The following is a 12,150-nucleotide window of genomic DNA, read 5'->3' on the forward strand; positions in this document are numbered from 1 at the left end:
GTGGGGAGGGAAGGTCACCTTCGCGCAGTTGTGTATCGTTTGTCTCAGCGTGTACTTCTTCAGGTTGTGGCCGAAGAAGGCAGAACACTGCTTTTCGGTCTTGCCCCGGTTTTAATTCAGATTCTGGCTCAAGGAACGATGGCGGTGAAGAGATACACCGCAAAGATCACCAGGTGAACGGTTCCCTGCATCACGGTCGTGCGTCCCGTACCCAAAGACAGGGATGCCACAAACAGCGAAAGCACAAGCAATACCGTCGACTTTGCATCAATGCCAAGCGAGAGCGTCCAGCCGGTCATCAAGGAAACAAGAGCAACGGCCGGGATCGTAAGTCCGATGCTGGCCAGTGCAGAGCCGAGGGCCAGATTGAGACTGGTCTGCAGGCGGTTCGCCCGCGCCGCATGATAAGCGGCAATGCTCTCGGGCAGCAGGACCACCAAAGCGATGATGATGCCCACCACGGTCTTAGGGGCCCCCATGCTCGCGACAGCCATCTCCAAAGCGGGTGACAGTGCCTTGGCCAGCAGCACGACCGCACCCAAGCAACCCAATAAGAGCGCCGCGCTTAGGCTCGCCATCTGGTTAGAGGGCGGTGGCGCGTGCACTTCCTCGTCTGCCTCAGCAACCACGGGCAAAAAGTAATCCCGATGACGAACGGTCTGGACCAATATGAAAGTGCCGTACAGCACAAGCGAGACCACGGCAATGAAGATCAGTTGGCTGCTGCTGTAGAACGGACCCAAGATGGTCGTGGTGTAGTTGGGTAACACCAGGGCGAGCACCGAGATGGCCGCTAGGGTGGCCAAGGCCGTTGACACCCCGAACAAACCAAAGGATTGCTCGCCATGACGGCGTCCGCCGGTGAGCAGGCAAAGTCCAACCATACCGTTGAGGATAATCATCACCGAGGCAAACACCGTATCTCGAGCCAACCCGCTGGCGGCCTCGCCTCCCGCGATCATGAGCGACACGATGAGCGCGACCTCAATGCCTGTGACCGCAAGTGCCAGCACCAGCGTGCCATAGGGCTCACCCACTCGGTGAGCAACAACTTCCGCGTGAAAGACGGCCGCGAGGACGCCCGCAACAAGGCCAGAGACAAGAAGGACCTCAAACAGTCCACCCAGCCCGACTCCGTGCCCTGTGAAATTCAGGACGAGCAAAACCCAAGCAGCTATCGGGCAGGTGATCGACCAGACGGGTAATCGAGAGGGTAGCTTCATGATCGGAGTTTATACCGACCCATTTGCTTGGACCGGGGCGTGAAAAGCTTGGATTCGCCCACACCGATGTGATTCTCAGACTCCAAAGAACTCAGCTTTTTGAGACTGCTTCTGGCCGGAAGCACCGTTTCCGACGGATTCCGCAGAGCCGTCATTTGGGGCTGCCGCACCGTTGCGAAAAATTGCCAAGGTTGACCATCTTAAATTTCGGTCTGTTCCGAGATCTCAAGAGCATCGTCGACCTCAATACCCAGGTATCTAACGGTGGACTCCAGCTTTGCGTGGCCCAGTAAAAGTTGAACAGCTCGGAGGTTCTTGGTCCGTCGATAGATCAGCGTCGCCTTGGTCCTTCGCATCGAATGGGTCCCATACTCGGAACGATCTAGACCAAGCTCGTCTACCCAATGCCCAAGAATGCGGGCGTACTGCCGGGTACCCAGGTGCGGCGAATCGTGAAGCCGACTGGGGAAAAGAAAGTCCTCTGACTTCAAGGCAGCCTGTTTGATCCAGGCCTGTAACGCATCCCTTGTGACTGAGGTGATTTCGAACTGAACTGGACGCTTGGTCTTGTGCTGCATGACTATGGCGCGTGTAGCTAGTTGGTCTCCGTGGGATACATCACGTACCTTGAGTGCAACCAAGTCACATCCTCGCAGCTTGCTGTCAATGCCAAGATTAAAGAGCGCTAGTTCACGGGTCCGCCCCTCCATTTGAAGACGTACGCGTAGGGCCCAAATGTCCTTCACCTTAAAGGGGGCCTTCTGGCCTACGATCTTGCCCTTATTCCACGGTTCATGGTGAACAGAAGTACCTGAGGTTTCCATGATGGTCTCCCATCTAGTTGAGGGAGTACAGAGCATGAGCCGATCAGGCGGCACCACATTGCGCTGTGTCAAGTCAGCGGGAATACTCTATCGATACGAGTGACTGCAAATGGGTGCATGAGTCAACTCACGCCTTCGGCCAATTGCTATCGGTCATGAGTGACTGCTTTTGTGTGTGCAGGCGTGACATCAAATTGGCACAAAACTAGACGAGCCATTTGAATCTGCACATTTTGGCGTATTTTGATTGCTGATTGGCGCGCTTGGACAGTGTCAGTTCCTTGCCTCCCGTCTACATTTATTGCAGGAGGTTCAAGACCATGAACAAGACTGTATTGATCACCGGGGCATCCAGCGGGATCGGCAAAGCCACCGCAAAACGTTTCCAATCAGCCGGCTGGAACGTTGTCGCAACCATGCGCTCTCCCGAAGACGAACGGGAGTTGAATAACCTGGATCGCGTCCTCGTCACACGGCTGGACGTACTGGACTTGCCCTCCATCCAGTTAGCCGTGCAAGAGGGATTAGCTCGGTTCGGCAAACTTGATGTACTGCTGAACAATGCCGGATACGGTGCGTATGGGCCGCTGGAGGTCACACCCATGGAGAAGATTCGTCGGCAGTTTGACGTCAATGTAACGGGTCTGTTGGCCACAACTCAGGCTGTATTACCGTACTTTCGTGCCCAGCGAAGCGGCACGATCATCAACATCTCGTCGATTGGAGGGAGAATAACTTTCCCCCTCGGTACGTTGTACCACGGCACCAAGTTCGCGGTGGAGGGCCTTTCCGAATCACTGCACTTTGAGTTGCTGCCTCTGGGGATTCGGGTGAAGCTCGTGGAGCCTGGCATGGTGAAAACAGACTTTTCTGGACGTTCGTTCGATTTCAACAACGAACCTGCACTGCCCGATTACCAGCCGTTAGTGCAGGCCTTCATATCGGCACTCGGGCCCATGGCAGAAAATGCCTCTCCAGCGGAATTGATTGCCGACACCATCTTCGGCGCTGCAAGCGACAGTGCCGATCGACTTCGCTATGAAGCGGGTGCTGACGCTGTTCACCTATTGAACGCTCGTCGCCAATCAGACGATGCCACTTTTATTGGTGGTATGCGATCACAGTTTGGATTGAGTGCATGATTGGCTAAATGCACTCCACTACCTACGCTCTGGACTCCACCTGGCGCCCCCTACTCAAAGATTTGGGGGTGTCTGGTGCGAATATATTGCGGCGAGCGGGATTGCCTGAAGATTTGCTACTCCGTCCATCGGTCCGCCTAGAGGCCGAGGATTTCCACAGGTTTTGGCAAGGCATCGAGGCGGAGATTGCTGATCCGTTGCTTCCCCTAAGACTCTGCCGCGATGTGCGCAGCGAATCGTTCTCCCCGCCTCTTTTTGCTGCATTGTGCAGCCCCAACTTGCTCGTGGCTGCACAGCGCATAGCGCGTTACAAGGCCCTGGTTGCCCCTGTGCGGCTGGAGGTGCGCGAAGACGAGCAAGAGGTAGCGTTCGAGTTTGTGTGGCTGAGCGCGGGTAACAAGCCTCCTACCTCGCTGGTGGTGACGGAACTGCTCTTCGTTGTGACATTGGCGCGCATGGGTACGCGTGAGGTGGTCAATCCGCTGATGGTCACCACCACCGCATTGCCGCTGGAAACTACTCCGTATGCAGACTTTTTGGGCGTGAATTTGAAAAAAGGCAGTGCTCACTGCATCACGTTCTCCAAGGCTGATGCTTTGCGTCCTTTTCTTACCTCGAACGAAGAAATTTGGGCAGCATTCGAACCGGAATTACGAACACGATTGGCACAGCTTGATGCTTCCGTACAAGTAGGTCAACGGGTCCGATCGGTCTTGCTAGAAGCATTGCCGGGGGGAGGGGTGGGTATGGAGGCGGTGGCACGGAGGCTCGGGATGAGCCAGCGATCGCTTCAAAGACATCTTGAGCAGGAGGGCCTGACCTATACGGGATTGCTGCAAGCCACTCGGCAATCGCTGGCACAGCATTACCTCCTGAAGACTGATTTGCCAACAGCTGAGATCTCATTTCTTCTCGGGTTTGATGAGCCAAACTCATTCTTTCGAGCGTTCAGGGGTTGGACTGGACAGACCCCCGACGGTCTGCGCCAACTGCTACGCGCCGCACCTTGATGAATCATCTTTCACGCTTATTCCGATTAGGCGCTCAGACAGTAATTGAAAGGAATTTTTATGACCGGCACACCATCTGATTCAGGGCTACTTGAAGCCATGCAAATTTACTTCCAAGGCGAGAAATTGGAAGCGTTGGTCTTCATCCTCCCGGCCGGTCTGATCAGCCTTGTGGTCGGAGCCTGGTTGATGACTGACAGCCCCACCAGTTTTGCACGAGGTGTTGCAATACCTTTCCTTCTGATGGGATTGCTTATGACTACGGTGGGCGCTGTTGTGGGCTACCGCTCGCCAGCACAAGTGCAAGCTCTTGAGCAGTCACTGAAAACTAATCCCCATGCGGCTGTCACAGAAGAATTGACACGGATGAGCAAGGTCAATAAAGCATGGCCCGTCTACTTGGCCATTTGGGGCCTGTTGGGCGTTGCCGGTTTAGCACTCCGCTTTTTAACCTCTGCCGATTTATTGCAAGGGATCGGCATTGCTCTGGTCTTATTTGCCGGAGTAGGTTTGCTGGTTGACGGATTTGCTGAGCGAAGAACCCATCCCTACACCTCAGCACTCCATGCTTTGGGTTGAGTGCGGCCAGTTACGTGAGCGAATGGGTGCTCTATTTGAAAATATTGCAGTGAGGTATGACTGCTTGAGTGACCACTCAACCTGTTCCCACTTCCGCTTTGGGTCGGGTAGAGACGGTCAAGAACGACCGCCTCAGTTCGGCCAATAGCAGTCAGCAGCATGGGCGCCTTGAAAATACGAAAATAATTGATTGATAAGTGAGTCAACACGTGTTCGTGTCTCTGCATTGCCATCTGCATGCCAAATAATTTGATCTAATGACCGAGACCCTGATATCTCTTGCTTGTGCATGTTGATGCGCCTTCAATCATTCACAAAAATCATCTTGATGCAGAGATGGATTTCAAGGACATACAGAGATGGCTTCTCAAAATCTCGCAGCAATTGCACCAGATGAATACGACCTTTCACGTGAACTGACTCAACAACTTTTGGCTAAAGCTCGATTGAAACGATTTGCCAAGGGCGAAAGTCTTTTTCACCAAGGCTCTGCGCCCGACGCGGTTTATTTCGTGAAGTCGGGCGCAGTGCAGTTGAGCAACGCCTCATCGGCTGGCCGGGAAGCGGTTTTGGGTATCGCTGAGGCTGGCATGTGGTTCGGTGAATTGACTCTGATCATTCAACAAGAACGTGTACATGACGCCAAAGCACTGGTCCCGACGGAGTTGATGGTGGTGTCTAAAACGCACTTCTTTAATGTGGTCAACGACAACAAAGAATTTTTGAGCGAACTGCTGCACTTGGTGTGCCGACGCTACAAATGGGCCATCGAACGGATCGAAGCCACCATTCTTCGGCCCGTTCCTGTTCGCTTGGCTGACCGTTTGCTGGCGGAACTTGACATGGCCAAGCACACATCAGCCAGCCATCCGACCGAACTCAATTTGTCACAAGAACAGCTCGGCCGCATGTTGGGAGCCTCTAGGCAGACGGTCAACCGCTTGCTCAAGCAGTGGGAGTCGGAAAACATCCTCACATTGACCTACGGTCGCATCCGTTTGCGCAATCTGTCGGCATTGCGCCGGATCGTGGCAGAGTCTTAAAGCGTAAACATCGGGGTGCTGGAAGCGCGCTGCCGAACCAGATGCTTACACCCTCCCAAAACGAGTTCCTGCCTTGATCTGCCACTTTTCATGCAACGATGCAGTGATGCATCATTGCATGAGCGGATTGATCACTGCGTGATACGAATATTGGCGGCTTTTGTGATGTCTGCGTAAATGACTGCGTCGGCCTTGATCACCTGTGCAAACTCTTCAGGCGTACCACCACCAGGTGCCACCCCCATGGCTTTCAGGCGTGCCAGCACGTCAGGCATTTGCAGGACGGCATTCACGTCTTTGCTGATCTTCTGTGCAATGGCGCTGGGCGTGCCGGCTGGTAAGAACAGCCCGTGCCAGCCCATGGGCTCAAACGATTTGTAACCCAGCTCCGTGAAAGTGGGGACACCCGACAACTCTGGGGGGCGTTGGGTGCCCGCAATGGCCAGCGCTCGCAGGTTTTTCATGTGCGGCAGTGCCGAAGGAATATCGATGAATGCGCTGGGCAGCTGATTGCCAATCAGGTTGGTGATCATCGGAGCCGAACCCTGGAAAGCCACATGCGTCAAATCCAGCCCGGTTTGTTGCTTGAACAGTTCGCCATTCAAATGCGCTGCGCTGCCGATGCCGTAACTGCCATAGCTGCCTTGCGCAGTCTGGGAACGGGCCAGATCGATGAACTCCTTGAGCGTCTTGGCAGGCGAGCTGGCTGGGACAACGAAGAGGTTGTTGGTCTTCAAGGTCACAGTCACAGGCTGCAGGTCCTTCAATGGATCGTAGGGCAGCTTCTCCATCATCGATGGCTGTTGAATCAGCACCGTGTTGTGGTACAGCAAGGTGTAGCCATCGGCCGCCGTTCTGACCACTTGCTGTGTGCCGATGATGCCTGACGCACCGGGTTTGTTGTCCACCACCACGGGCTGGCCCCAAGTCTGTTGCAGCTTGTCTGCGATCATCCGAGCCACGGCGTCTGAACCACCGCCAGCGGGGTAAGGCAACACGATTTTGACGGGCTTGTTGGGATAAGTTGCTTGCGCGAATGTTGAGCCGGATGCGCAATATCCCGAGACAACGAGTGCAAGTGTTGCAAAATGTATAGAGCGGCGAGAAAAGCGAATCATGGTTATGTCTCCTTGGTTGAGTATGTTGGAAAAGGTCAGGGAAATTCAGTTTTTGGCTTGCGCCGCCAGCATGCGATCACGTCGATCTTTCATCGCAGGAAACAGCTCGTACGGGAACTCTGGTGTGACTTGATTCAGGATGTTGTCCGAGCGTAGCTTGAACAAAGCAAGGCCTTCGGGACTCGGGAAGATGTAAAAACATCCTTGCTCTATGGACTTGAAGGTGATCTCTGCCACTTCTGTCGCAGTGATGTTTCCCTGAGCCACGGCCTGCTGCGCGGCCGCCAAAGATGCCATTTGCGCCTTGGTGGGTGGCTTTTCATTCACAAGGTGAGTCGGCCTGTTGCGATCGGAGTTGCCAATCGCTGTAGGCACATAGGAGGGACAAAGCACAGCTGCCCTGACTTGAGGAGATACCAGCTGCAAGTCATAGTGCAGGCACTCCGACAGCGCAACGACCGCATGCTTGGAGACACTGTAGATGCCCATGCCCGGGCCTGCCAGGATGCCCGCCAAAGAAGCCGTGTTGACCACACAGCCCTCGTAGGCTTTGTCTGAGGCTGCTGCTGCCAGCATTTTGGGTGTGAAGCTGCGCACCCCATTGACCACGCCTTTGAGGTTGATGCCCAGCAGCCAATCCCAGTCTTTTTCAGTGCTTTCCCAAACCGGGCCTGACGATGTCACCCCTGCGTTGTTGAAGACCAAGTGGATGGCGCCGTAATGGATTTCAATTTGGTCGGCAACGGTTTGCATCGCTGCAGCATCCGAGACGTCGGCGGTGATGCCTACCGCTTCGGCGCCCATCTGGCGCAATTCATCCACAGATTGGGCCAAGGCATCGCTTTGGATGTCGAGCAAAGCCAATTTCATTCTGCGCTTGGCGGCGGCCATGGCCAATGCTTTGCCAATGCCCGAGCCACCGCCCGTGATGACGACCACTTTTCCGGTGAAGTTTTTCATGATTGATTTCCGAGGTGAGGTTGATCAAGCGTGCTGTGCGTGTTGGCCTGAGGTCGCGTAGACAAAAATCTCATCCGAGAAGTCCACGTTCGGCAAGACTTCGCTCTCATAAAGGTAGTCCTGGCTGTGCTGCCATTCCGGCTTGCTGCCGCGTTTGGGCATGCGGTCCACGCCGCGCAAGACATAACCGGCGTTCATGTCCTGCAGATCGGTCCACGGCAGCAATTGCATGTCGGTGTCCTCCGCACGGATGGCCGGCTTGACGCTGGCCAAATGGTGCTCTTGCATGTGTTGCAACAAGTTGCAGACAAATTGGGCAATGAGTTCTGCGCGCAAGGTCCAGCTGTAGCGCCCATAGCCATACACCCATGCCATGTTTGGAACGCCGGTGAACATGATCCCTCGGTAGCTCACCGTCTCAGCAAAGTTGACAGATTGACCGTCAACGGAAAACGGAATTTCTCCCATCACGGACAACTCAAAACCTGTGGCGGTAACGACGACATCGCAATCGACGCGCTCACCACTTTTCAGCTGGATGCCCTTGTCATCGAAACACTCGATATGGTCGGTGACCACCGAGGCCTGGCCTGAGCTGAAGGCCTTGAACAAGTCACCGTCAGGCACAAAAGCCACCCTTTGCTGAAATGGTCTGTAGGGCGGGGTGAAATGTTTATCGACATCAAAGCCTTCAGGCAGGCTAGCCTTGACACCCGCGATCAGGTGTTTCTTCATCACATCGGGATGGTTTTTGGCTTTCTCAATGATGTCGGCCCGTTCGCGAACCACTTTTCGGCGCATGATTTCGTGAATCCACGTTTCATCAATGCCCAGACTGCGCAACTCTTCGGCCAGTGCATCGCTGTTGCGGCCCGTTGCAAAGTAAGTCGGCGTTCTTTGGAGCATGGTGACATGCGCGCATTGCCCGGCCATGGCCGGGATCAGTGTGGCCGCTGTCGCGCCAGAGCCAATGACGGTGACGCGTTTGCCGGTGAGATCCAAGTCCTCTGGCCAGTTTTGCGGGTGAATCACCTGTCCCTTGAACTGGTCCATGCCCGGCCATGCGGGCGTATAGCCGTGGCTGTGGCGGTAGTAGCCTTGGCACATCCAGAGAAAATTCGTCTGGATGTTCATCCGTCTCTGGCCTTCAGCGGTCTCGACCTCCAAAGACCAAGTGTTCGATGTGCTTGACCAATTGGCAGAACGAACGCGGTGCTTGTAACGGATGTGGGGTGCCAGATTGGCGTCCGCGATCACGGAGCCCAAGTAATCCAGAATCTGCTGCCGGGTCGCAATCGGATTGCCGATCCACGGTTTGAACCCATAGCCGAATGTGAAGAGGTCACTGTCTGAGCGGGTACCTGGATACTTGTGAATTTGCCAGGTGCCACCGAATGTTTCCAGTGACTCCAAAATCAGAAATCGCTTCTCGGGAAATGCCTGGCGTAAAGCATGAGCACTGCAAATGCCAGATATACCGGCACCGACAATGACCACATCGTATGGCTCTACGTCCTTATCTGATTCTTTGTTATCGGGGGTGTTTTCAATCATGCTGCGAACCTTGCTGAAGTACAGCTTTTGCTGTGACTTCAGTTTGGTGGCAAGGGCATGGGTAAGACTGTCGTGTTTGAGCAGTCTGAGGATTTACGGTGGCGTTTAATTGGACCTCATAGATCAATCGAATCGAACGGTGTTTCCTCTAACAGGCCGTACTGCCATGTTCACGTGACCATTCGCCATCGATGAAATGACAACTCTGAAAAAATAGCTGAATGACTGCTTTGGGTCGGAAGCAGCTGTTCATGCGTATCTCAGCGAGAGATACGCAATTGGAATCGTGGTGTGAACATTAAAAAAACCCGGCCTTGGCCGGGTTTGTTTTTGGAGCTTGGTGCCCTTATTCCTGCACGTGCCGCAGCGCCGGGAACAAGATCACATCGCGGATGCTGGCGCTGTCGGTCAGCAGCATCATCAGGCGGTCGATGCCGATGCCGCAGCCACCTGCAGGCGGCATGCCGTATTCGAGCGCACGCACGAAGTCGTGGTCGTAGTACATGGCTTCGTTGTCGCCGTCGTCCTTGGCGGCCACTTGGGCGTGGAAGCGTGCGGCCTGGTCTTCGGCGTCGTTCAATTCACTGAAACCATTGCCGAACTCGCGGCCGGTGATGTAAAGCTCAAAGCGCTCGGTCACTTCGGGGCGGGTGTCGTTGGCGCGGGCCAGCGGGCTGATCTCGGTCGGGTGCTCCATGATGAAGGTCGGCTCCCAGAGCTTGTCTTCCACGGTTTCCTCGAAGTAGAACACCTGCAGGCTGGCCAAGCTGCGTGTGGACAGCTTGTCTTTGGCTTCGCTCATGCCCAGCTTTTTCAAGGCGTTGATCAGCCACTCGGCGTTGTCCACGTTGTCACCCGCTTCGGTGTGTTTCACGATGGCTTCGCGGATGGTCATGCGGGCAAAGGGCTTGTTCAGATCCACCGGCTTGCCGTTGTAGCTCAGGTTGAGCGTGCCTGCAGCGGTCATGGCCGCGTCGCGGATCAGGGCTTCCGTGAAGCCCATCAGGTCCTGGTAGTTCCAGTAGGCCGCGTAGAACTCCATCATGGTGAACTCGGGGTTGTGGCGCACCGAGATGCCTTCGTTGCGGAAGTTGCGGTTGATCTCGAACACGCGCTCAAAACCGCCGACCAGCAAGCGCTTGAGGTACAGCTCGGGCGCGATGCGCAAGAACATGTCCTGCTCCAGCGCGTTGTGGTGCGTCACAAACGGGCGAGCGTTGGCACCACCTGGAATGGGGTGCAGCATGGGCGTTTCGACTTCCAAAAAGCCGTGCTTGACCATGAACTCGCGGATGCCGCTCACGGCCTTGCTGCGGGCCACAAAGCGCTTGCGGGCGGCTTCGTCGGTCATCAGGTCGACATAGCGCTGGCGGTATTTGACTTCCTGGTCGGCCACGCCGTGGAACTTGTCGGGCATGGGGCGCAGGCTCTTGGTGAGCATGCGGATGCTGGTGGCGTGGATCGACAGCTCGCCTGTGCGGGTCTTGAACAGGTGGCCTTCAACGCCCACGATGTCGCCCAGGTCCCAGTGCTTGAACAGGGCGTACAGGTCTTCACCCACGTCGTCGCGGGTCACATACACCTGGATGCGGCCTGTGGCGTCTTGCAGCGTGGCAAAGCTGGCCTTGCCCATGACGCGCTTGAGCATCATGCGGCCCGCCACTTTGGCGGTGGTCTTGGCCACGCCTTCGCCGTTCAGCGCTTCAGCGTCTTTTTCACCGTGGGCCTGGTGCAGGTTGGCGGCGTGGTGCTCCGGCTTGAAGTCGTTGGGGAAGGCCACGCCTTTGCCGTCGGCCTGCGCCTGGCGCATGGCCTTGAGTTTTTCGCGGCGCTCAGCGATCAGCTGGTTTTCATCTTGTGGGGCTGGCGCAGCGGCGTTGGCATTCGTGTCGGACATGGCGGGCGGTGGTTAGGCTGGGTGCGCTGTGCACCTGAACCGGGGTTGCGGGGAACTGTGATTACGCCAAGGCGCAAAGCTGTCTATTTTAAGAGTTTGCCGGGGGCTTTTCGCCGGGACCGCTCGGGTTCTTGGTGGATGGTTCCGCCGGGGCCACCAGATCGCCCACCAACTCCAGTCGCATCAGGGGTTCTTGCAGGGCAAACAGCCGGTATTTCATCTGCAGGGGCAAGGGCAGCAACTCACCCCAACGGTGGGACAGCCAGCTGCAGTCCTGCAGTCGCCAGGCCTCGTTCCATGGCGGCACCACGCTGGACTGGGTGCTCAACTGGGTCAGGGCCTCGTGCATTTGGGTGGACAGGTGTTGCAGGTCTTCAGGCACTTGTACGGCGGGCTCGGGCGGTACGGATTGCACCCGACCCAACCACAGGCCGTCGCTGCGCTGCTGCGTGGCTTCAATGCGGAACTTCTCCACACCCCGGCACCAGACCATCACCAAGCCGGGCTGGGGCCGCTCGATGCGCTCGATCTGCACCCGGGTGCCCATGGCCTCGAACTGCTCGGCCGCTGAACCGGGGCGGTGTACCTCACGCCCCTGGGTCAGGGTGACCACCCCAAAGCCGGTGCCTTGGCGCTCACATTCGCCAATCATTTGCAAATAACGCAGCTCGAACAATTGCAAGGGCAGCAGGGCGCCTGGAAACAGCACCGTTCCCAAAGGGAACAGGGGCAATTCCATCAGCGTTTCGGGGGATGGGGCTTGGCTTTCAGGCATCTGGGTATCATCGCACGAGGAGGAC

General features: G+C 56.0%; 11 protein-coding genes. 4 read left to right on the plus strand and 7 right to left on the minus strand.

The annotated features are described in order from the left end of the window. Window positions 1-128: 128 nt before the first annotated feature. Both Q1W40_RS00840 and Q1W40_RS00845 read right to left on the minus strand, forming a co-directional pair. Entirely contained in the window at window positions 129-1,223 is a 1,095-nt protein-coding gene (locus tag Q1W40_RS00840; protein ID WP_300707888.1) for an ionic transporter y4hA, read from the minus strand. A 200-nt stretch (window positions 1,224-1,423) separates the two neighbouring features. After that, a complete protein-coding gene (locus Q1W40_RS00845) occupies window positions 1,424-2,047 on the minus strand; it encodes a tyrosine-type recombinase/integrase (protein WP_300707890.1) in 624 nt (207 codons plus the stop codon). Between the two features lie 320 nt (window positions 2,048-2,367). Here Q1W40_RS00845 and Q1W40_RS00850 point away from each other — a divergent pair, with 320 nt between their 5' ends. From Q1W40_RS00850 to Q1W40_RS00865, 4 genes are all read left to right on the plus strand, one after another. After that, window positions 2,368-3,189, plus strand: a complete 822-nt coding sequence (locus Q1W40_RS00850) for an SDR family oxidoreductase (RefSeq protein ID WP_300707892.1) — start codon at window positions 2,368-2,370, stop codon at window positions 3,187-3,189. A gap of 8 nt (window positions 3,190-3,197) precedes the next feature. After that, complete coding sequence (locus Q1W40_RS00855; RefSeq protein WP_053170193.1) at window positions 3,198-4,199, plus strand: AraC family transcriptional regulator; 1,002 nt, start codon at window positions 3,198-3,200, stop codon at window positions 4,197-4,199. Window positions 4,200-4,259: 60 nt separating this feature from the next. Then, window positions 4,260-4,778 (plus strand): hypothetical protein, encoded by a 519-nt coding sequence (locus Q1W40_RS00860; RefSeq protein WP_133240064.1) that lies wholly within the window; start codon window positions 4,260-4,262, stop codon window positions 4,776-4,778. Window positions 4,779-5,137: 359 nt separating this feature from the next. Next, window positions 5,138-5,821, plus strand: a complete 684-nt coding sequence (locus Q1W40_RS00865) for a Crp/Fnr family transcriptional regulator (RefSeq protein WP_300707900.1) — start codon at window positions 5,138-5,140, stop codon at window positions 5,819-5,821. 131 nt (window positions 5,822-5,952) lie between these two features. Here the strand turns inward: Q1W40_RS00865 and Q1W40_RS00870 are convergent, their stop codons facing one another. From Q1W40_RS00870 to Q1W40_RS00890, 5 genes are all read right to left on the minus strand, one after another. Then, window positions 5,953-6,819, minus strand: a complete 867-nt coding sequence (locus tag Q1W40_RS00870; RefSeq protein WP_300707902.1) for a tripartite tricarboxylate transporter substrate binding protein — start codon at window positions 6,817-6,819, stop codon at window positions 5,953-5,955. 165 nt (window positions 6,820-6,984) lie between these two features. Next, a complete protein-coding gene (locus Q1W40_RS00875; protein WP_108364929.1) occupies window positions 6,985-7,899 on the minus strand; it encodes an SDR family NAD(P)-dependent oxidoreductase in 915 nt (304 codons plus the stop codon). A gap of 24 nt (window positions 7,900-7,923) precedes the next feature. Continuing rightward, a complete protein-coding gene (locus Q1W40_RS00880; protein ID WP_300707906.1) occupies window positions 7,924-9,453 on the minus strand; it encodes an NAD(P)/FAD-dependent oxidoreductase in 1,530 nt (509 codons plus the stop codon). A gap of 346 nt (window positions 9,454-9,799) precedes the next feature. Next, window positions 9,800-11,350 (minus strand): lysine--tRNA ligase, encoded by a 1,551-nt coding sequence (gene lysS / locus Q1W40_RS00885; RefSeq protein ID WP_300707908.1) that lies wholly within the window; start codon window positions 11,348-11,350, stop codon window positions 9,800-9,802. An 88-nt stretch (window positions 11,351-11,438) separates the two neighbouring features. Then, window positions 11,439-12,125, minus strand: a complete 687-nt coding sequence (locus Q1W40_RS00890) for an LON peptidase substrate-binding domain-containing protein (protein WP_300707911.1) — start codon at window positions 12,123-12,125, stop codon at window positions 11,439-11,441. Between the last annotated feature and the right edge of the window lie 25 nt (window positions 12,126-12,150).

This window comes from Limnohabitans sp. (assembly GCF_030158565.1).
Taxonomy (GTDB): domain Bacteria; phylum Pseudomonadota; class Gammaproteobacteria; order Burkholderiales; family Burkholderiaceae_C; genus Limnohabitans_A.